General features: G+C 61.5%; 19 protein-coding genes. 7 read left to right on the top strand and 12 right to left on the bottom strand.

The window, feature by feature from the left end; all coding sequences use genetic code 11:
- Positions 1–111: 111 nt before the first annotated feature.
- The 3 genes from BLR92_RS02035 to BLR92_RS02025 all read left to right on the top strand — a co-directional run bounded on the left by BLR92_RS02035 (position 112) and on the right by BLR92_RS02025 (position 3786).
- A complete protein-coding gene (locus tag BLR92_RS02035) occupies positions 112–894 on the top strand; it encodes a DeoR/GlpR family transcriptional regulator (protein WP_089725012.1) in 783 nt (260 codons plus the stop codon).
- A 200-nt stretch (positions 895–1094) separates the two neighbouring features.
- Entirely contained in the window at positions 1095–2600 is a 1506-nt protein-coding gene (glpD, locus tag BLR92_RS02030) for a glycerol-3-phosphate dehydrogenase (protein WP_089725010.1), read from the top strand.
- Between the two features lie 112 nt (positions 2601–2712).
- On the top strand, positions 2713–3786 hold the full coding sequence (locus BLR92_RS02025) for an endonuclease/exonuclease/phosphatase family protein (RefSeq protein ID WP_089725008.1): 1074 nt from the start codon (positions 2713–2715) through the stop codon (positions 3784–3786).
- On the opposite strand, the gene BLR92_RS02020 is transcribed toward BLR92_RS02025, so the two are convergent.
- Positions 3783–5162 carry a class II fumarate hydratase gene (locus BLR92_RS02020; RefSeq protein ID WP_089725007.1) on the bottom strand — a complete coding sequence of 460 codons (1380 nt, stop codon included), beginning with the start codon at positions 5160–5162 and terminating at the stop codon, positions 3783–3785. The genes BLR92_RS02025 and BLR92_RS02020 overlap by 4 nt on opposite strands.
- 137 nt (positions 5163–5299) lie before the next feature.
- Between BLR92_RS02020 and BLR92_RS02015 the strand changes: the two genes are divergently transcribed.
- On the top strand, positions 5300–5815 hold the full coding sequence (locus BLR92_RS02015; RefSeq protein ID WP_089725006.1) for a hypothetical protein: 516 nt from the start codon (positions 5300–5302) through the stop codon (positions 5813–5815).
- A gap of 5 nt (positions 5816–5820) precedes the next feature.
- On the opposite strand, the gene hda is transcribed toward BLR92_RS02015, so the two are convergent.
- Both hda and BLR92_RS02005 read right to left on the bottom strand, forming a co-directional pair.
- On the bottom strand, positions 5821–6522 hold the full coding sequence (hda, locus tag BLR92_RS02010) for a DnaA regulatory inactivator Hda (RefSeq protein ID WP_089725004.1): 702 nt from the start codon (positions 6520–6522) through the stop codon (positions 5821–5823).
- A complete protein-coding gene (locus tag BLR92_RS02005) occupies positions 6522–7598 on the bottom strand; it encodes an AI-2E family transporter (RefSeq protein ID WP_089725002.1) in 1077 nt (358 codons plus the stop codon). Before BLR92_RS02005 ends, hda begins: the two co-directional genes overlap by 1 nt.
- A 191-nt stretch (positions 7599–7789) precedes the next feature.
- On the opposite strand from BLR92_RS02005, the gene purM reads away from it, so the two are divergent.
- Both purM and purN read left to right on the top strand, forming a co-directional pair.
- Complete coding sequence (gene purM, locus BLR92_RS02000; protein ID WP_089725000.1) at positions 7790–8872, top strand: phosphoribosylformylglycinamidine cyclo-ligase; 1083 nt, start codon at positions 7790–7792, stop codon at positions 8870–8872.
- The gene (gene purN, locus BLR92_RS01995; RefSeq protein ID WP_089724998.1) at positions 8869–9636 is read left to right on the top strand and encodes a phosphoribosylglycinamide formyltransferase; all 768 of its coding nucleotides are present in this window, start codon (positions 8869–8871) and stop codon (positions 9634–9636) included. Before purM ends, purN begins: the two co-directional genes overlap by 4 nt.
- A 114-nt stretch (positions 9637–9750) precedes the next feature.
- Here the strand turns inward: purN and BLR92_RS01990 are convergent, their stop codons facing one another.
- The 9 genes from BLR92_RS01990 to BLR92_RS01950 form a co-directional block, all read right to left on the bottom strand.
- On the bottom strand, positions 9751–11676 hold the full coding sequence (locus BLR92_RS01990) for an autotransporter domain-containing protein (protein WP_089724996.1): 1926 nt from the start codon (positions 11674–11676) through the stop codon (positions 9751–9753).
- A 224-nt stretch (positions 11677–11900) separates the two neighbouring features.
- Positions 11901–12467 carry a dCTP deaminase gene (gene dcd / locus BLR92_RS01985; RefSeq protein ID WP_089724994.1) on the bottom strand — a complete coding sequence of 189 codons (567 nt, stop codon included), beginning with the start codon at positions 12465–12467 and terminating at the stop codon, positions 11901–11903.
- Between the two features lie 106 nt (positions 12468–12573).
- Entirely contained in the window at positions 12574–13374 is an 801-nt protein-coding gene (gene apbC, locus BLR92_RS01980; protein WP_175488716.1) for an iron-sulfur cluster carrier protein ApbC, read from the bottom strand.
- A gap of 140 nt (positions 13375–13514) precedes the next feature.
- Positions 13515–14702, bottom strand: a complete 1188-nt coding sequence (locus BLR92_RS01975; RefSeq protein ID WP_089724990.1) for a M24 family metallopeptidase — start codon at positions 14700–14702, stop codon at positions 13515–13517.
- A gap of 71 nt (positions 14703–14773) precedes the next feature.
- A complete protein-coding gene (locus BLR92_RS01970; protein WP_089724988.1) occupies positions 14774–15766 on the bottom strand; it encodes an MBL fold metallo-hydrolase in 993 nt (330 codons plus the stop codon).
- 108 nt (positions 15767–15874) lie between these two features.
- Positions 15875–17110, bottom strand: coding sequence for a coiled-coil domain-containing protein (locus BLR92_RS01965; protein ID WP_089724986.1), 1236 nt, complete (start codon positions 17108–17110; stop codon positions 15875–15877).
- A 126-nt stretch (positions 17111–17236) separates the two neighbouring features.
- Complete coding sequence (gene arfB / locus BLR92_RS01960) at positions 17237–17650, bottom strand: alternative ribosome rescue aminoacyl-tRNA hydrolase ArfB (protein WP_089724984.1); 414 nt, start codon at positions 17648–17650, stop codon at positions 17237–17239.
- Positions 17651–17659: 9 nt separating this feature from the next.
- Positions 17660–18382: an rRNA pseudouridine synthase gene (locus BLR92_RS01955; RefSeq protein WP_089724981.1), complete on the bottom strand. Its 723-nt coding sequence runs from the start codon at positions 18380–18382 to the stop codon at positions 17660–17662.
- A 38-nt stretch (positions 18383–18420) separates the two neighbouring features.
- Positions 18421–19095 carry a spermidine synthase gene (locus tag BLR92_RS01950; protein ID WP_089724979.1) on the bottom strand — a complete coding sequence of 225 codons (675 nt, stop codon included), beginning with the start codon at positions 19093–19095 and terminating at the stop codon, positions 18421–18423.
- Positions 19096–19315: 220 nt separating this feature from the next.
- On the opposite strand from BLR92_RS01950, the gene BLR92_RS01945 reads away from it, so the two are divergent.
- Positions 19316–21061, top strand: coding sequence for a sensor domain-containing diguanylate cyclase (locus BLR92_RS01945; protein WP_089724977.1), 1746 nt, complete (start codon positions 19316–19318; stop codon positions 21059–21061).
- Position 21062: the final 1 nt, after the last annotated feature.

Here is a 21062-nt window from a genome sequence, read left to right as displayed (position 1 = left end):
GGGCGTCACGGCATCACGATATACCTGCTAAGATAGCGCTTTCGCGACGCTTTTTCCGAGGCCGACGTTGCACCACGCCACGACCGGCATAACCGATAGACAGACTTGCCCATGACCCAGCAAAAACGCCACGACGCCATCGTCGCCCTGGTCAAGCGCCAGGGCTATGCCTCTATCGAGCAACTCGCCCAGAGCTTCAACGTCACGCCTCAGACCGTGCGTCGTGATCTCAACCAGCTTTCCGAGGAAGGCTATATCAAACGCGTACATGGCGGCGCGGGTATCGAGTCGAGCACCGTCAATACCGCCTATCACACGCGCAAGACGCTGAATCTCGACGCCAAGCGGCGTATCGCCTATCAATTGGCCACGCAGATACCCAACCATGCGTCACTGTTCATCAACATCGGCACCAGCAACGAGATCGTCGCTGAGGCGCTGCGCGACCATCACGGCCTCGAGGTGATTACCAACAACCTCAATGTCGCGGCGATTCTTCAGCATCAGGAAGACTTCAACGTGATCGTCGCCGGGGGCCAGGTACGCTCGCGCGATGGTGGCATCATCGGCGAGGCGGCCATCGACTTCATCAACCAGTTCAAGGTCGATTTCGGCATCATCGGCATCAGCGGCATCGACGAAGACGGCTCATTGCTCGAGTTCGACTATCAGGAAGTCCGCGTCGCCCAGGCGATCATCGGCAACTCGCGCCAAGTGTTTCTGAATGCCGATCACTCCAAGTTCCACCGCAATGCCGTCGTCCGCCAGGGCAATATTTCCCAGATCGATGCGCTATTCACCGACCGACGCCCTCCCGAAAACATCATGCGCCTGATCGAAGCCAACGATGTGGCCCTGCATATCGCCGATACGCTGTTGGCGACGTCGGCCTAGAACGCCCCTTAGCGCCAACTCCGCTTCACGCCCCATACTCTGCCACCGGTTGCGGCATGTCGTGCGCGTATTCGTTCCATCCGACCGCCCCTTGATGTTCGTTTTCGATTAGGCTATTTTCAAAAACGAACATCATTGTCGTCGATTCGTGGCGCGTCACCATCACGCATTCGACGCAGATAATTTCAGCGGAGCGAACCATGGCTACAGCGCAGCAATCCGAGCTTCTCGACCTGTTCGTCGTTGGCGGCGGCATCAATGGCGTCGGGATCGCCGTTGACGCCAGCGGGCGCGGCTTGAAGGTCGGCCTGTGCGAGCAGGCCGACCTGGCTCAGGCGACTTCGTCGGCGAGCAGCAAGCTGGTTCACGGTGGGCTGCGTTATCTGGAGCATTATGAGTTTCGCCTGGTTCGCGAGGCGCTGCGCGAGCGCGAAGTGCTATTGAAGAAGGCCCCGCATATCGTCTGGCCGCTGCGCTTCATTCTGCCGCATCAGGCTCACCTGCGTCCGGCATGGATGATTCGCGCCGGGTTATTTCTGTACGATAACCTCGGCAAGCGCGATAGCCTGGCTGGCTCGCGCGGATTGCGCTTCGACGCCGCAAGCCCGCTCAAGGCCGATTTCAAGCGCGGTTTCGAATATTCGGATTGCTGGGTCGATGATGCCCGATTGGTGGTGCTCAATGCCCTGCAGGCTCGCGACAAGGGCGCCGAAATCCTGGTGCGCACGCGTTGCATCGAGGCCCGCGATGAAGATGGCCATTGGCGACTGACCCTGGAAGACGTCGCCAGTGGCGAGCGATTCGAGCGCCGGGCGCGCGCGCTGGTCAATGCCGCCGGCCCTTGGGTGGAAAGTTTCATCAGCACCCGCACGACGCGCAAATCGCGTTACGGCATCCGCATGATCCAGGGCAGCCATGTCGTCGTGCCGCGCATCAACACCGACGAGCGCGCCTACATCCTGCAAAATCGCGACGGGCGGATCGTCTTCGTGTTGCCCTATGAGCAGGACTTCAGCCTGATCGGCACCACCGATGTGCGCTATCAGGGCGATCCGGCCAAGGTCAGCGCCAACGACAGCGAGATCGACTACCTGCTTGAAGTGACCAACGCGCATTTCAAGGTGCAGCTCGAGCGTGGCGATGTGATTACCACGTTCGCCGGCGTGCGGCCGCTATGTGACGACGAATCGGCCGATCCCTCGGCGATGACCCGCGATTACACGCTGGATCTCGACACGCACGGCGCGCCCCTGCTCTCGGTATTCGGCGGCAAGATCACCACCTATCGCAAACTGGCCGAAACCGCCTTGCGCGAGCTCAAGCCGCTATTGCCGCACATGGGCGAGCCCTGGACCGCCGAGGCACTGCTACCGGGTGGCAACATCGATTCTCAAGCCAGCTTTTGCGCGCGCCTGGTGCGCGATTACCCATTCCTTGGCGAAGCCCGCGCGCGCCGCTACGCAGCCAGCTACGGTAGCCTGTGCCTAGGCTTTCTCGAAGGCTGCCAAGGGGCCGAGGATCTGGGCGAGGACTTCGGCGGCGGCCTGGTTCGCCGCGAGGTCGACTACCTGATCGCCAACGAATGGGCACGCGAGATCGATGACATAACATGGCGACGCACCAAGATTACGCTGCGCCTTGACGCCTCCCAGCGCCAACGCCTGGCCGATTACCTCGAGGGTAGACGCTGCCATCAAGCCGCGTAACCCTGCGGGGGTGAGTAACAAAAGCCAGACGCAGTGATTTCTTTGATACTGTCTCGCGAGTGCCGTTCGTGTTATTCAATAAGATACGAATACCCCCCACCGGGAGACTGGAATGCTCGATATTGGCTTGAGTATCGTGGCTGCGGCTTTGGTGCTCGCCACGCTGATTCCGTTCTTGCGCTTGCGCTATTGGTGGGTACGCGGTTTCGATTTTCCACGCCTGCAATTCACCGCACTGGCCATTGCCGTCGCCCTGATCCAGATATTCCTCGGCGACGCTGCCTGGCGCTGGTGGGACATCGCCGCTTTTTTGCTGGTGGCCATCGTCCAGGGTGCGCATATCCTGCCATGGACACCGCTGTGGCCGAAACCGGTCAGGTCAGCCAACGCTGGCGAAGGCCGACGCAGTCTCACCCTGCTGATCGCCAATGTGCTGACCCCTAACCGCAATGCCCAGGGTCTGCTGCGTCAGATTCACGAACGCCAGCCCGACCTGGTGCTGACGCTGGAATCCGATGACTGGTGGGGCCGGCAGCTCGAATGGTCGCTGGAGTCCGAATGGCCGTACAGCGTCAAGGTGCCGCTGGACAATCTTTACGGCATGCACCTGTTCTCGCGAGTTCCCCTGGAAGAGCCCGAGGTGAAATGGCTGATCCAGAGCGATATTCCCTCGATTCATACCTGGCTGCGCATGGAGTGCGGCGCACGCATTCGCCTGCATGCGATGCACCCTCGCCCTCCAGCGCCCGGCGAAAGCGAAGAGTCGCTATGGCGCGATGCCGAGTTGCTACTGGTTGGCAAGGACATTCATCAGCACGAACAGCCCACCTTGCTGGTCGGCGATCTCAACGACGTGGCCTGGTCACGCACCACCCGGCGCTTCTGTCGTGTCAGCGGCATGCTCGATCCGCGCCGCGGGCGTGGCATGTTCAGCACCTTCCATGCCAGCTATCCGTTCATGCGTTGGCCACTCGACCATATCTTCATCAGCGAGCATTTCACATTGGCCCGGATGCGCCGGCTAAAGCCCTTCGGCTCCGACCACTTCCCGATTCTCGCCACGCTGTGTTATCGCCCGGCGCGCGCCGACGAGAACGACCCTCCCGAGGCCGATGCCGAGGAACGCCGCGACGCCGCCGAAACCATCAAGGAAGCCAAGCAACGTGGCGATGGCGACGCCTGCTAGTCCGGCACCCCGCCACGCGTCAACTGAGCCGGGTCCAGCAGGCGTTCGAGCTCATCGCGACCGAGATCGGTTTCCTCCTCGGCGACGTCCAGAATCGGTCGCCCGTCTTGATAGGCTTTCTTGGCGATGGCCGCCGCGGCGTTGTAGCCGATTACCGAATTGAGCGCCGTGACCAGAATCGGGTTGCGCGATAGCGGGCCCTCGACGTTATCGTGACGCACCTTGAAGGTCGCGATGGCTCGATCGGCGAGCAGCCGACTGACGTTGCTCATCAGCGTGATCGATGTCAGCAGGTTGTTGGCGATCAACGGCAGCATCACATTCAACTGGAAGTTGCCGCTTTGGCCCGCCACGGTAATCGCGCTATCCAGGCCGATGACCTGAGCGGCAGCCTGCGTTGCGGCTTCGGGAATCACCGGATTGACCTTGCCCGGCATGATCGAGCTGCCCGGCTGCAAGGCTTCAAGCTCGATCTCGCCCAGTCCGGCGAGCGGCCCGGAATTCATCCAACGCAAATCGTTGCTGATCTTCATCACCGCGCAGGCATAGGTACGCAGATGGCCAGACAGCTCCACCGCCGCGTCCTGCGAGGCCAGGCTGGCAAAGAAGCTGTCGTTGGGCCGCAGCGCGAGCCCGCTCTGCGTGCTTAATGCCTCGGCCATGCGGCTGGCGAATTCAGGATGGGCATTGATACCCGTGCCCACTGCGGTGCCGCCCTGGGCCAGCCGAGAGAGCCGGGACTGGCCGTTCTCGAAACGCTCGACGGCCGAGGCTATCTGGCTGGCCCAACCGCCCAGTTCCTGACTCATGCGCACCGGCATGGCATCCATCAAGTGGGTGCGGCCGGTCTTGACCACATCGTCGAGCTCGCCGGCTTTCTGCTCGATGGCGGCCTTGAGATGTTCGAGCGCCGGCAGCAGGCGATCCTTGGCCTCCAGCGCGGCGGCCAGGTGGATCGCGGTGGGAATCACATCGTTGCTCGACTGGCCCATGTTGACATGATCGTTGGGCCCCACCGCCAGGTCGTCCTGCGAGGCGAGGTGCGCGATTACCTCGTTGACGTTCATATTGGTCGAGGTGCCAGAGCCGGTCTGGAAAACATCGATGGGAAACTGATCGGCATGTTCGCCGTCGATCAATCGCTGGGCAGCGGCGATGATCGCCTGGGCACGTTGCTCGTCGAGCAGACCGAGATCGCGATTGACCTCCGCCGCTGCCAGCTTGATGCGCGCCACCGCGCGAATGAAGGCCGCCGGCATCGATTGGCCGCTGATCGGGAAGTTGTTGACCGCGCGCTGGGTCTGGGCGCCGTAAAGGGCACTGTTCGGCACCTCCAACTCGCCCATGCTGTCGCGTTCGATGCGAGTATCGTTCATGACGCCCTCCTTGTCACAAGTTGAGGCGGATCAAGCGACGATCACCATCATTGGCATAGCCCGGCACCGCCACCACCCTTTACCATTGCGCTAACATCAAGCACTTTCAAGCCAATCAAGAGTCAAGGGAGCAAGTCATGGGCAAAAGGATAGCCATCGTCGTTCTGGGGTTGATATTGGCCGGTTGCCAGGCCATCGGCCCGGGCCCTTCTGGCCCGCCGGAAGTCGAGGATCTGGGTGAAGGAGTCCCGCAGCGTGTCGAAAGGCAAGTGCCCTTTCCCGCACAGGAATATGCCAAGCTCGACAAGACCGGCACCGCCACGGTCAGCGGGCGGCTGTTCCTCGAAACGAGCAGTGGCGTGGTTCCCGGCGCGGGCGAAACCGTCTCGATCGCGCCGGCAACCGCGTACTCGGCCGAGGCGGCGGAAGTCGCGCTGTCGGGCCGGGCGGTCGAGCCGGCCGACCCTCGCGCCCGTGAGTACACCCACTACGTCACCACCGATGCGCGGGGCTATTTCCAGGCCACCGGCCTGCCAGCCGGGGTCTTCTATATCGCCGGCAGCGTCAAGCCGCCCGGGAGCGAGCGTCGTATCATCATCAACCAGATATCGCTCAGCGAGGGTGAGACCCTGGAGGTCAGCCTGTCCCGTTAGGCTTGTTACCAGCCTAGCGCCTGTTTGACGAACGGAATGGTCAACTTGCGCTGGGCCGAAAGTGAAGCGCGATCGAGGCGCTCGAGAGCATCAAACAACTCGGCGAGCCGACGCGGACCACGATGCAGGATGTAACGCGTGACGTCGTCGGGGAGCTTCATGCCGCGCATGCGAGCGCGCAACTGCAAGGCTTCGAAGCGGCCATCGTCGTCGAGGCGTTCGATGTGAAACGTCATGCCCCAGGTCAGGCGCGAGGCGAGATCGGCCAGTTCGACACCGAGTTGACGCGGCGACGCGCCGGCCGCGATAACCAGGCACTTGCCCGCATCGCGCAGACGATTGAAGGCATGGAAAAGGCCCTCCTCCCAGCGCTTGCGGCCAACCACGGCGTCAAGGTCGTCGATCACCACCAGATCGAGGCGTTCGATATCCTCGAGCACGTGGGGCGGAAAATGCCCAAGCTCGCCCAGTGGCAGGTAGAGCGCGCGCTTATCGCGATCGCTCGCCTCGTGGCAGGCGGCCTGCAACAGATGGCTGCGTCCCGAACCCTCGCCGCCCCACAAGTAGATGAACGCTTCTCCATCGTCGCCGAGCTGGCGTTGCAACGCCGCCACCAAGGTGGCGTTGCCACTCGGCAGAAAATTGCCGAAGGTCGCGTCATCGCGTAACCCGACACCCAGCGGAAGCTGCGCAGGCCCAGTGCTCATCAGCTTTCCTCGTCACCATCACGATGCATGGCGGAATCGTATAACGTGCTGCTCTTGTAGCGATCGTGTAGATAGCGCAATAGCACCATGACGATCGCGGCAACCGGCAAAGCCAGCAGGATACCGACGAAACCGAACAACTGGCCACCGGCCAGTACGGCAAAGATCACCGCCACCGGATGCAGGCCGATCTTGTCGCCCAATAGCAGTGGCTGCAGCACCGTGCCTTCCAGTAACTGACCCACCGCGAAGATCGCGCCGACGCCAACCAGGTGCCATATATCGCCGAACTGGAAGAACGCGACGATGGCGGCAATCGCCAACCCCACGATCACCCCAAGGTAAGGCACGATACTCGCCAGGCCAGCCACCAGGCCGATCAATACGCCGAACTGCACGCCGAGCAGCGTAAGCCCCACCGCATAGACAAGACCCAGGCTCAACATGACCAATAGCTGACCGCGCAGGAACGCCGACAGCACTTCGTCGCACTGAACGGCCAGCTGGGTCACCGTCGGCTCATAGCGTCTCGGCAGTAGATTGCGAATGCGCCGCTTCAGGCGGTCCCAGTCGAGCAGCAGATAGAAGGTCACCACGGGAATCAACGCCAGATTGGCGATCCATAACATGAACGCCAGGCCCGACTTGGAAACCTGCGCCAGCACCAGCGCGGCGTAGGTACCGGTCTCCTTCCAGTTGGCCATCAGCGCGACACGCAACTGATCGAAATCGGTGGAAAAATCGAGCCCCGTCACCGAGCGCACCCAAGGCAGCACCGTGGTCTGCACCCAGTTGAAAATATCCGGCAGCGCGGCAATCAACTGCACCAACTGGCGCCAGAGCAGTGGAATCAGTACCAAAACAGCCATGGTCAGAACCAATGACAGCACCAGAAAGACCACGCTCACCGCCAGGCGCCGCGACAAGCCCCGGGACTCAAGCCAGTCGGTCAGCGGGTCGCCGAGATAGGCGAAGATCATGCTGACGACGAAAGGCATCATGATCGGACCCAGTTGCATCAGCAGCCACACTAGCGCGGCCAGGCACAGCAGGGTCCAGACTTGTACTCGCGTCATGCTCGGTTCCCTAATTGCTTATGATGAAAAGCTCGCGATGAACGAAAAAGAGCCGCGACACTCATCTTGACGGCGAGCTCGCGCCCAGCGGTGCATCCCCAATGGCAGCGATGTTACAATGCGCGCCCTCTTACCTCGGGCTATTCTCGACTTACGACAGCCATTAACAGCTATCTATCACAGGACTTGCCATGACCCGCAGCGCTTCCGACAACCCCGATTCTGCTTCGCCCTCATTGAGCTACAAGGATGCCGGGGTAGACATCGATGCCGGCAATGCCCTGGTGGAGCGCATCAAGGGTGTCGCCAAGCGTACCACCCGCCCCGAGGTAATGGGTGGATTGGGTGGCTTCGGCGCGCTGTGCGAGCTGCCCAGTGGCTACCGCGAACCGGTATTGGTCACCGGTACCGATGGCGTAGGCACCAAGCTGCGTCTGGCCATGGATCTCGATCGCCACGACACCATCGGCATCGACCTGGTGGCGATGTGCGTCAACGATCTGGTGGTCGCCGGCGCCGAGCCGCTGCAATTTCTCGACTACTATGCCACGGGCAAGCTGGATGTGGACATCGCCGCCGACGTCGTGACCGGCATCGGCGAGGGTTGCCTGCAAGCCGGTTGCGCGCTGGTGGGCGGCGAAACCGCCGAAATGCCCGGCATGTACGCAGGCAGCGACTACGACCTGGCCGGCTTCTGTGTCGGCGTGGTCGAAAAATCGAAGATTCTCGATGGCAGCAAGGTCGCCGAGGGCGATGTGCTGCTCGGCCTGGCCTCCTCCGGCCCGCACTCCAACGGCTATTCGCTGATTCGCAAGATTCTCGAAGTCAGCGGCGCCGATCTCGACACCGACCTCGACGGCCAGAAGCTTGGCGACGCCCTGCTCGCGCCCACGCGCATCTACGTCAAGCCGCTGCTGTCGCTGATACGGGATAGCGGCGTCGATGTGCATGCACTGTCGCACATCACCGGTGGCGGTCTGCTCGAGAACGTGCCGCGAGTGCTCCCCAACGAGCTGACCGCATGCATCGACGCCGGCGCCTGGCAGCGCCCGGCGGTGTTCGATTGGCTGCAACGCCAGGGCAACGTCAGCGAGCATGAAATGCACCGCGTGCTCAACTGCGGTATCGGCATGATCGTGGTGGTATCCGCCGCCCAGGCCGAGGCTGCCAAGCGGCACCTAGAGGCCGCCGGCGAACGCGTCGTCCAACTCGGCGAGATCGTCACTCGCCAGGGCGGCGAGGAGCAAGTGCGTCTGGAGAACCTCAAGGGATGAGCGACACGACCCACGACAGCCCGGCCAGCGACACCCTCAACGGCTTCGAGGCCGAACAGGCCGATACGCCGCGCGTGGTGGTGTTGATCTCGGGCAACGGCAGCAACCTGCAAGCGCTGATCGATGCCCAGTCCTACGGCGAGTTGGGCGGCGAGATCGTCGCGGTAATCTCCAACAAGGTCGATGCCTACGGTTTGAAGCGCGCTCGCGACGCCGAGATCGACGCCGTGGCCCTGCCGCATAACGAATATGACAGTCGCGAGGCCTTCGACGGCGCCTTGATCAAGGTCATCGAGCGCCACGAGCCCGACCTGATCGTGCTGGCCGGCTTCATGCGCATTCTCACGCCACTGTTCGTGCATCGTTTTCATGGGCGCCTGCTGAACATCCATCCTTCGCTGCTACCGGCCTACCAAGGGCTCAACACCCACGCCAGGGTACTCGCCGATGGTGGCGAAGAGCATGGTGTCAGCGTGCATTTCGTCACCGAGGAGCTCGATGGTGGCCCGGTGGTGATGCAAGCCGCGCTGAAGATTCATCCCGGCGATAGCCAGGAAGACGTGATCGAGAAGATCCACGCCCGCGAGCATCTCATCTACCCCATCGCCGTGCGCTGGTTCCTTGAAGGCCGCCTGCAACTCGGGCCCAAAGGGGCAACCCTGGATGGCATGGCGCTACCGCCGCAGGGCATGCGTCTTTCTCACGAGGATGCCGCCGAAGACCTTGATGAAGATCGGGATGAAAACCAGGACGAGGACGACTGAAGCCTGTCCTGCACGAACAAACACGGCCCTGCAATTGCAGGGCCGTGTTTGTTTCCGCCAAGCGTTAGGGAATCGCTGAATAAATCGCCGAGCAGGCATTTAGGCAGCGGTTCCTTAGAACGTGAAACCCGCTCCCACCTGAAAGTGCGGCGTCAGTTCATCCCAGCCCTGCACGCCCGCACCGGCGTGCAGCATGGCGTCGCCCAGCTTGACACGCACGCCGGCATCGAAGCGCAGGTAATGGTCGTCTTCGCGCTCAACGGTTTCACCCGACCAGCTATTGGTCGGCAACGATGCCAGCCGCACCTCGGCGCCGTCGCGCTCGTTTTCCAGATACTCGCCCCAGGCGAGTTCACCGAACAGGCCAAAGCCGCCCTCGAGCGAGCGATCCACCATCAGGCCCAGCTCCGCGCTACGCTGCTCGACGTCCTGATCCGAAACGATCAGCGCATTGGCCGCCGAACCCTGCTCGCGATAGCCGTCGATTTCACCGTCGATGTGACGATAGGCAACGAAGGGCGCGGTGTACCAGGGCGAGTCGCTCGCCGTCAGCCGGTAGTCGACACGCAGCTCGGCGGCCCAGCCATCGGCATCGGATTCACCCCGCAATGTGCGCTCGGCCATTCCCAGCGTTACCTGTCGGTCCAGGTCGAGATCGAAGTCGCCCCGGCTGACGATCGCCTGCACGCCGACCCGACCCAGATGCTGCCGGGCGAACAGACTGAACGCCTGGCCCTCGAGTTCGAACTGCGCCGGATCGTCCATATCGGCTTCGCGCTGGGTCACCGCCGCGCCCAGCCAACCCTGCCCGAGCGGCACTACCACGCCGACACCGGCACCGCTTTGCGTCGCCTCCGGCGTGCCATCCTCGCTGAAGCCGCTGGGCTGGTCGCTGCGATGATCGCCATGCACGAACAGGCGCACGCCATCGCTTTGCATACCCGGGCGCAACTCATTGACGATCGACTGCTGCTGGGCATTCAAGGCACCGCTGGTCAGTTCACCGGCCAGCGACAGGGTATAGGGCGCTTCGATGAGGGCGAAGGCGTAGTCGGCGAGAATTTCCTGGCCTGTCGTGGTCGGGTGTACCGCGTCATTAAACAACAGCTTGCTGGGATCGGGGTTGCCCGCGGCCAGGCCAAAAGGTGTGACATCACAGAGTGGATCGCTGAAGCAGACATCGGTGAGCGGCACATTGGTGGCCAGACCGAAATCCGCCGGCGCGGCAAGCACCTCGTCGAACAACGCGGGGACATTCAAGCGGATGATATCCACCTGACCGTCGTAAACCGCCAGGCGCTCGCCGAGCGTCTGGTTGAATACCTGCCCGAGCGCCGAAAATGCCGCGCGATTGCCGCTACCCAAGCCGGCCGGCGTGGCGCCGACATCCGGCAAATTCGAGACCACGATGGTCTGGGCGCCCGCCGCGACCAGCGCATCGATACCGGCGGCCAAGGTACTCGCGCTAGCCGCCGCATCGGCAGGGCTGGTCACATCGCCATCGAGAAAATCGTTACCCCCGCCGTTGATGTAATACAGCGCATCCGGGTCGGCCGCGCCCACGCTGACCAGGTAACCGTCACGGGTGCGCGACGCGACGCCGGCATCGACCACCGATCCATCCGGCTGGGTAATCGACGCCAGAATGTCATCGGTAGTATAGGCACCGGTGGCGTAGTTGGTGCCATCGGGCAGCCCCACCTGTTCGCGCACGATCGACGTGGACGGCAGTAGCGGCCCCAGGCCCAGCGCATCGGCCAAACGCTGAGTGCTGACCTCGCCATAGGGCGATGGCGCCAGATACGTTGGCCCCTCGCGATTGGTGAAGCGCAGGCTGCCGATCTCGCCGGCGGCGATGCGCTGTACATCGGGAAACTGCCCCGAATCGCTCAGGCTGTCGCCGAACACGATCATCTGCGAATAGGCCGATGCCCCGCTGGGGATCATCGCCAGCCCAATCAACACGGTCAGCGACTGGCGACGCAAGCGCAGGGAAAAACCATTGGATTCAATTCGTCGAGTCTTACAGGGTAGCAACATGGCACCATTCCTATGGTTCTATGATCTTCCTTGGATATCGCCCATTGCAGGAAGGGCGAGCCCCGGCGACGCCGCCGATCAAACACTCTTCCAGCGTAGAAGATCAATGTTATTTAGGCATTGGAATGGCTACGACATATGTCATGGAAAGCGAAGAAGAAGGCAAAAAGCAACGGCCGAACCAGGAGGCTCGGCCATTAGGATAGCGATAGAGACAAGGGGGATCAGGTTCGCGGCAGGGTTACGCCACGCTGGCCCATGTACTTGCCGCCACGGTCCTTGTAGGACGTATCGCAGATCTCGTCGGATTCGAGAAACAGCATCTGTGCCACGCCCTCGTTGGCGTAGATGCGCGCCGGCAAATTGGTGGTGTTGGAAAACTCCAGGGTCACGTGCCCTTCCCACTCCGGCTCCAGCGGCGTGACATTGACGATGATGCCGCAACGCGCGTAGGTCGACTTCCCCAGGCAGATGGTCAGCACGCTGCGCGGAATCCGAAAGTACTCCACGGTGCGCGCCAGCGCGAAGGAGTTGGGCGGAATCACGCAGGCATCGCCCTTGATATCCACGAAGCTCTTCTCGTCGAAGCTCTTGGGGTCGACGATCGCCGAGTGGATGTTGGTAAAGACCTTGAATTCGTCGGCGCAGCGTACATCGTAACCGTAGCTGGACGTCCCGTACGAGATCACTCGCTGCCCATCGACGTGGCGAACCTGATCGGCCTCGAAAGGTTCGATCATGCCTTCGCGCTCAGCCATGCGGCGAATCCACTTGTCGGATTTGATGCTCATCGGGCGTCCTTTGAAGGTCATGTAATCATAAAAAAGGGGCCGCTATGATAACGGCCCCGAGGGTGTTTAATAAAGCTGGCATGCACTGCAAGCTTTCGAAGCGAACCTAATCCCCGAAGGAAATGCTCGGCCCCTCATCGCTCTGACTCTCGACACCTTCGACCACCGCGCGCGCCACGTTGCGGAAGGTCGTTGCGATCTCGCCTTGCGGTTCGGCGACGACGCTGGGCTTGCCACCATCGGCCTGCTCGCGAATCGAGAGCTGGAGCGGTAACTGGCCGAGCAACCGGGTGTCGTACTGGCGAGCGATGCGATCGCCGCCACCCTCGCCGAAGATCGGCTCGCTGTGGCCACAGTTGGAGCAGACGTGCAGGCTCATGTTTTCGACGATGCCGAGCACCGGCACGTTGACCTTGCGGAACATCTCGATGCCCTTGCGCGCGTCGAGCAGGGCGATGTCCTGTGGCGTGGTGACGATCACCGCCCCCGAAACCGGCACCTTCTGCGCCAGCGTCAATTGAATGTCGCCGGTGCCCGGCGGCATGTCGATGAACAGATAATCCAGATTGTCCCAGGCGGTCTGGTTCAAGAGCTGCTGAAAGGCCCCGGCGACCATCGGCCCACGCCACACCATCGGCTCGTTGATATCGACCATGAACGCCATCGACATGGCCTGAATGCCATGCGCCTGCAGCGGTTTGAAGCTGTTCTCGCCGGCCATCTGCGGACGCACGCCTTCACCGATGCCCAGCATCCGCGCCTGGCTGGGGCCATAGATATCGGCATCCAGCAGGCCGACGCGATACCCCTCGGCAGCCATCGCCAACGCCAGGTTGGCGGTCACAGTGGATTTCCCCACGCCGCCCTTACCCGACGCCACGGCAACGATATGCTTCACACCCTCGATCACGGCTCACTCCTAATACGCTCAACAGCTAATACGGTCGTCAATGACGCCAGCCGGATCTCGCCGACGCCGTTTCATGCTCGCAGTATAACGCGCATGGGTCGGGCATAACCAAGCGCCATGCTCAACTTTTCATGCGCTCAAGCGTTGGCACAAAGCGTCCACGGGTTAGCCGTAAGCGGCACGCCACCGGATTCACTCACACGCACAGTGTCGCTGCAGCCAATGCCCCATAAGCCGGGAATGCGCAGGCATAGCGGCAGGTGAAAGACCATGTCCGGCTCGAACCGGCGACTCTGACCACGCGCGATGAACCCCGTTCCCTCGATCCAGGACGGCGGAAACTGCGCGCCGACCGCATAGCCGAATACCCCGGAAAAGAACGCATCCGCCGCCATCGGTTCCAACGCGCGTTCGGCGGCACGCGCCGCGTCATCGAAGCTTACCCCTGGGCGCATGTTCTCGAGCAGCGCTTCAAAAATGCGCCGGCAGGTATCGAAGGTCTTGTGCATATGCGCCGTCGGCTGGCCGGCGATCACCGTGCGCATCATGGGCGCGGTATAGCGCTGCCAGGCCGAGCCGAATTCGAGAAACACCGGTTCGCCTGCGGCGATCTCGTGGCGCTGGTGGTTGAGGTGAATCACGCTGCTGCGCGGGCCCGTGGTAACGATCGGCTGCATGCTCATGAATTCACTGCCGGCTTCAAACAGCGCTTGGGCACCAATCGCGGCGATCTCGCTATCCAGCATGCCGGGGCGAACGGCGTTGGCGGCGGCTTCGATACCCAGCCCGGTGATTCGTGCACTCTCTGCCAGGCACTCGAGCTCGGCCGGGGATTTGACGATGCGTGCGCCATGCAAGATATCGGCGGCATCGAGGAAGCGGCATTCCGGCAGGCGCTCTTGCAGGCCCTGCATCACGCCATGACGCAACGAGCCATGCCAGGCATCGACGCCAATGCGCGTGCCGATACCGGTCATCGCCTCTGCCAGCGGGTCGAGAATCTCATCGGCGTTTTCCCAGCGATAACCACGAATGTCATCGACGCGCGTGCAGGCCACCGCCGGGCCGGTCTCTATCGATGGCACCTGCAACATCATGTACTGCGGCGTGAACAGCAGTGCCGTATGCACCGAAACCTCGAAGGTGCTGTACCCGGTGAGATAGAAGATATCGGCGGGCGCGGTGAATAGCAGCGCATCCAGCCCCGCCGCCTGCATGGCTTCGCCCGCGGCTGTGCACCGACGCTGCAACTCGGCTTCGGAAAACGCGCACTCGCTGCCGGCCATGCATTGGCGAAGCTGCTGCCGATAGTCGTTGTAATCCATGCAGATACTGTCCTTGCGATGATAATGGGATGGTTGTCCAGGCGGTATCTACGCTATCGACAACGGGCCTGTCAGCAGCCGGCGGTACATCGACCGTCGGCATCGAAGCTCATCGTTTGGCCGCTTAACGGCAAGTGCATCGGCATCGTTACCGCGCCCTTGAACGCAGCGGTACGGGTGCCGGGCAACAGCTTGCCATCGCGGGTCGCCTCCTCATTGGCGTGCGAGGCAATCACCGCCTTGGGTTTGACCATCTCATTCATCACATAGGCCGCCTCGGTTGGGCCGGTGGTGAAGGTGCCGCCGATATTGATTACCGCAAGCTCGGCGCCGTAGAACTGGCGCACGACCAGGTCCTGTTCGGCGGTGAGGCCGGTATCGCCGGACAGATAAACGACCAGCCCGTTGGAGAAACTCAGCACGTAACCGCCCGGTGGACCGACATAGGCGGTCAAGCCGCTGGCCTTGAGCGCCTCGGCGTGGGCGCCCTCGAGAAAGGCCGGGTTCAAGCCGTTGCTATGTACCGCCGGTACGCTGGCGACACTCACGCCACCCACCTTGGCCTGGGCGCCAAAGCGCACCAGTTGCACCAGCGCCGGGTCGCCTCCCGCGGCTTCGACCTTCTTCGTGAAGAACGCCGGCATCTCGCCACCCAGCAAGAGCCGTGCCTGCTTGGCGACGGCGATGTTGACGGTATTGGAATTGGGCGTGACCGACACCGAGAACGCCGGCAAGGCGCAGGTGCCGGCGTTTGCCTCGGACTGATGCACGTCGCCCAGATGATCGCCGTGAACGTGGCTCAGCAGCACGGCATCGATATTGCCGAGTCGTGGATCATCGGCGCCGCGCACGGTGCGCCCGGCGTCGTAGAGGATTCGCGTGCCATCCGGGTCTTCGAGTATCAGCGCACGATCGTAGGGGCAGAATTCGCCTTCATGGCTACCCAGTGGCGTGATCTTTACCGCTGCCGCAGTGTCGACCGCCGCGGTATCGGTGGTGGCCTGCGCCGTCAGGCTGACAAGCCCCAACGCGGCCACCGCAACCAGCATGGATGACGTTTTCATTGGTGCCTCGCTCGCCGGTGACGAAGCGGCATCCGACCGGCGCTCCGTCAAGATGGACTCACCATGAATCCAGCCGACCAGACGACCGATCGGCTGGCGGAAGCCGTGTCAGTTGGTTTCCTGCGCTTGGGCATTACGCTGCCCGGCCTGTTGCTGACTCGCTTCGCCCTCGCTGGCTCCTTGGCCGGTCGGTTGGTCGCCGCCGCCCTGCTGGCCGGCACCTTGATCTTGACCACCCGCTGCTTGCCGATTGGCCGCTTGGCCACCGGAGCCCTGTTGACCGGCATTCTGACTCTGGCCAGACTCGCCTTGCTGCGCGCTGCTGGCCTGGGTAGTACCGGCTTGCGACTCATCGCCACCCTGGCCTTTGCTGCCTTGTTCACTTGCCGCTTGTTGGCCCGATGCTTGTTTACTCGACGCTTGCTCGCCCGAAGCCTGTTCACCCGATGCTTGCTCGCCGCCAGTAGTATCGATACTCGCGCCGATATCGGATAGCGCCTCGCGCATCTCGGCGATCTTGGTCAGGCCCTGCTGTACGCTGGCAATCTGGGTCTTCAACGCTTGCAGCCGTTCGACACGAGTCTGAACCTGCGACTCGATCTCGCTCAGGCGTTGCTCGGCGGCCTGCACTTGCGATTGAAGCGCCTCTTGGCGCTGCTGAACCTCGCCGAGCGATTGCTCGGTCTGCGCGAGCGTCTCCTCGGCCGTGGCGATTTGCCCCTTGAGCTCGGCGACCCGCGACTCCCGGTCGGCGATCTGGCTATCCAGGGACTCCTGTTGCTCGCTACTCGCCTGGATCTGCTTCTCCAACTCGGCATGGCGGCCTTGTGCGTCGGCGGCCTTGGCCTGGATTTTCTCGAATTCAGCCTGTGCGCTTCTCAACTTTTCCTGCGCGGCAGCGGCTTCGCTGTTTAACGATTCGAGCTGGGTTTCGCTCTGCGCGACCTGGTCCTGCAGTGACTGCAAACGTTCCTTGCTCGCAGCGGCCTGGCTCTGCTGCTCAGCCAGCTGGCCCTCGGCGTCGGCAATGCTCGATTGCAGCTGGCCCAGGGTCTTCTCGGCATCGGCGATGCTGCCCTGGAGCGAATCGTACTTGGCCTGGGCGTCTTCCACGCTGGCGTAGGTGTTCTCCAGCTCGGTGTTTCTCGCGCTCAGGGCCTGGTTCTCGTTTTCCAGACTGGAGATACGCGATTCCAGCTCGGTGCGCGCCTGCGCCCATTGCGCCTGCTCCGAATCGGCATTGGCACTGATGAAAATCGCGATCAGTATCGCGATAACGGCAATCGCGGCGAGCGCGCGTACACGGTTGTCCCTGGATAATTCGTTCAGCGATGTATCCGCCATGAGCCTGCCTCCCTTGCCCCAACACATGAGGCGCTGCGTAGAAAAAGCGCCGGGTATCCCGGCGCTTCGCTTATTGGTTGTTCTTCACAGGTTAGTGGGGTGTGGGGAGGGTTCAAGCCGAACGGCTCAATAGTCGACCTTGCCACGCAGCGTCTTGCGCTGGCCTTTTTTCGTTTTACTCTCCAGACGGCGCTGCTTCGAGCCCTTGGTCGGCTTGGTGGGGATGCGTTTTTTCGGCGCGTAAATCACACTTTTTATTAGTACACGTAATCGGTGTAGTGCATCCGCCCGGTTCTGTTCCTGAGTGCGGTGTTGCTGTGCCTTGATGATGACCACGCCATCCTTGGTGACCCGGCTATCCTTCAGCGCCAGCAGTTTCTCCTTGATGCCCTCGGGCAGCGACGAAGCCTGGATGACGAAGCGTAGATGGATCGCCGAAGAGACCTTGTTGACGTTCTGGCCGCCAGCGCCCTGGGCACGCACGGCCTGCATGTCTATTTCGTCGTCGGGAATGGCGATATGTTGGGATATTTGCAGCATAAGAGTTGCCTAGAAGCGTTTATCGGCGGGCAGATACCGCCATTCGCCGGGCGCCAGCTTGGCCAATGGTACACGCCCGAGACGCAGGCGCTTCATCGCCAGCATCCGTAACCCCACGCTTTGGCACATCAGCGCGATGTGACCGGGGCACAGGCCCTTGAGTGCGAAGCGCAGGTGTGTCTCGTTCTGCCAACTGACCTTGGCCGGCGGCAGGATACGCCCTTCGAAACGCACGCCCCGAGCGAGACGCTCGAGTCCATTTTCGGTGGGCGTGCCGCTGACTTCGACGACGATTTCCTGCTCGATACGCGAGATATCGTCCTTCAGCTTGCGTATCACGCGGTGATCCTGGGTGAAGACGCTCAGGCCGCTGGCGCCGCGCTCGAGTGGTGCCGCCAATGTCAGTCGTGAAAAATGCGCCTTTAGTGGGCGAATGCCCGACACGTCGTTCGTTGCCCGGCTCGCTGGGGTAATCAGCCGTTTGGCAATGCTATCGCCGTCCGCGTTGTCGTGCCCGGGCGGTAAATGCAGCAGAATCGTCGCCGGCACGATGGGCTCCAAGCGCGCACCAGGGGCTAGCGTCACCGCTTGGGTGTCGACCTTGAACTGCGGCTCTTCCACTACCTCGCCGTCGACCAGCACCCAGCCACCGGCGATATACTGCTCCGCCTCGCGGCGGGAGCATGGCAACAACGCAGCGAGATGCTTGGAAAGACGTACGCGATCGGACATTCGAGATTCAACTCTAGGAAGTGACAGGAATGATAACGCTATTGGGCCAGCCAAATGACATGCTTGGCCCCCTTGCCCGGGCGATGAGCGCGCACCGACTTCTCTTCGACCATGAAACCGATCCGACGCAAACGCTCGGTGAAGGCCGGATCGCGCCCCGCCGACCAGATCGCCAGCACGCCATCCGGACGTAGCGCTTCCTGCGCTGCCTGCAATCCTTTCGGCGAATAGATCCAGTCGTTCTCCTTGCGGGTCAAGCCCTCGGGGCCGTTATCGACATCGAGCATGATGGCGTCGAACGCCTGTTTCTCGGTGCGCAGCAACTTGCCCACATCGCCCACGCTGAGCGTGGTGCGCGCATCGTTCAGCGGATAACCGGCAACCATGCCCATCGGCCCGCGATTCCACTCGACGACATCGGGCACCAGCTCCGCCACGACCACTTCGGCATCAGCGCCCAGCGTCTTCAATGCCGCCGCCAGGGTAAAGCCCATGCCCAACCCGCCGATCAGCACCCGCACACTTGGGCGTGTCTTGACCGGCTCGCAGGCCAACTCCGCCAGCGCATCCTCCGAGCCATGCAGGCGGCTATTCATCAACTCGCCGGTCTTGCCGGCAATCTTGATGGAAAATTCACTATTGCGACGCAGCAGGCGAAGCTCACTGCCTTGACCGGGAATGGTCGCAGTGCCGATCAACTCGAATTTCGCCATAAAGCCTCAGCGGTGAATCGGAAAGGGCGTGAAAGAGGCGGCATGTTACGCGTTAGCGGACTCAGCGACCAGCGTTAGGCGCGGCAAGGCATCGTTAGCGTTGAAAGCACGGAGCGCCATAGGTTTTGACCTTGCTCGCGAGTCGGTAGCAATCTATCGCTAATATGATGTCGTCCGCCCTCCCGACAGCTTGCGTGAGGCATATACAAGAAGAAATTACGTGTTCACCGTTTTCCGCGCCCTCTTCATGCCGCTCTGGCGGCCCATGTGTTTCTGGCTGCTGGCGTCGGTCGCCACGTCCATCCAGGCTGCCTCGCCGCAGGTATTTCCACAGTCTGTCGATATTGCACAACTCGAACATCGCCTGCTCAGGGCTCCGGCGACGTTTCTGATCACTGATACCAGGACCGAGTTGGACGAAGTCAAACAACGAGCCTTCATGCCATTGACCGATGAGCATATCAATCATGGCATCAGTGCCAAAACGTACTGGCTTAGGGTACGGCTAGAGAATACCAGTCCGATACATGACCGAGCATGGGTACTACACCATGAAAGCAGTTATCTGGATAATTTCACGATCTATTACGCCGATACCGGCGAGCCAATGCGCAAGGTCGCGCTTACGGATCGCCAGCCCTTCCATAGCCGCCCCGTCGACTATCGCAAGCTTGCTTTCTCTCACGTAACGCCGGCGGGAGAATCGACCGATGTCTATCTCCGGCTCGACTACGATAAAGCCGATTCGGTCAGCCTCAATGTTCATCTCTGGGAGCGCGACGACTTCGAGCGTTATGTTCGCTGGGAAAACCTGCTCCATGGCGGCTACTTCGGCATCATTCTGACACTGGTATGCATCGCCCTGTTGTTCGCGATCGCCATGCGTGAGCTCACCTTCCTGTATTACTGCGCATTCCTGGTTACCAGCGGCCTAACGTGGGCATTGATCAGCGGCCTGGCTTACCAATATTTCTGGCCCGACTCGGTGTTCTGGCACAACGAAGGGTTTCATATCGTCTATTTGTTGTTCGTGATTAGCGCATTCCAGTTCTCACGGGCCTTTTTGCACACCGCCAAATATTTCCCGCGCTGCAACAAGCTCATGAGAACACTCCAATTCATCATGGCATTCGCCATTCTATTGCGCTTTTTCGGTGATTATGAATTGGTTCTGGATATGGCCTTTGCCGCCATGGCCTCGACGCTTATTCTTCTCCCTGCGCTTGGCTGGCGAGCCTATCGTAAAGGTGTGGTCTATGCTCGCTGGTTTGCAGCGGCTTGGCTGATCTACTCGCTGGGACTGGTTATCAGTCTGGCCAGTGCCTACACACGTGTCTTCGATTGGGGCATGGAATCGCTGGTCTACACCCAAATCGGCGGGCTAATCGAGTCGCTGCTGCTGTTAGTTGCACTCGCCGAGCGCTTGATGGCCCGCGAAGCGGACCGCCGCCAAGCGATCCGACTCGCCAACCAGGATCCGTTAACGCAACTCGGCAACCGGCGCCTGATGGCTCAGCAATATGAGGTCGTTAGAGAGCGCTTCGCACGAACGCAGGTGCCGGTCTTCTTGATCATGCTCGACCTGGATCACTTCAAGGCTATCAATGACGCCTACGGACATATCGCGGGGGATAGTATTCTTCAGCATCTGGCAGACGTACTAAGAAGCTATTGCCGTGAAGAAGACGTGTGCATTCGTCTCGGTGGCGAAGAGTTCGCTATGCTCCTGCAGGTACCCAATGAATCGACCGCTCTGAAGACCGCCGAACGCATCCGTCAGGAGTTCTCCAATACACCGACGTTCTACCAAGGCCATGCGATCGCTCACACGTTGAGCATCGGCCTTAGCCCCGCCCTCACCACCAGCGAGCAACTGACGCTACAGGAGGCGATGGTGCGTGCCGATGAAGCGCTCTATCGAGCCAAGACCACCAGCCGTAACTGCACGGCGGTGTATGCAGCCTAGC

Origin of the sequence: Modicisalibacter muralis (genome assembly GCF_900102945.1) — a bacterium.
GTDB classification, from domain to species: domain Bacteria; phylum Pseudomonadota; class Gammaproteobacteria; order Pseudomonadales; family Halomonadaceae; genus Modicisalibacter; species Modicisalibacter muralis.
The sequence above is the reverse complement of the archived record's forward strand: the minus strand, read 5'-3'. Positions and strand labels throughout refer to the sequence as shown.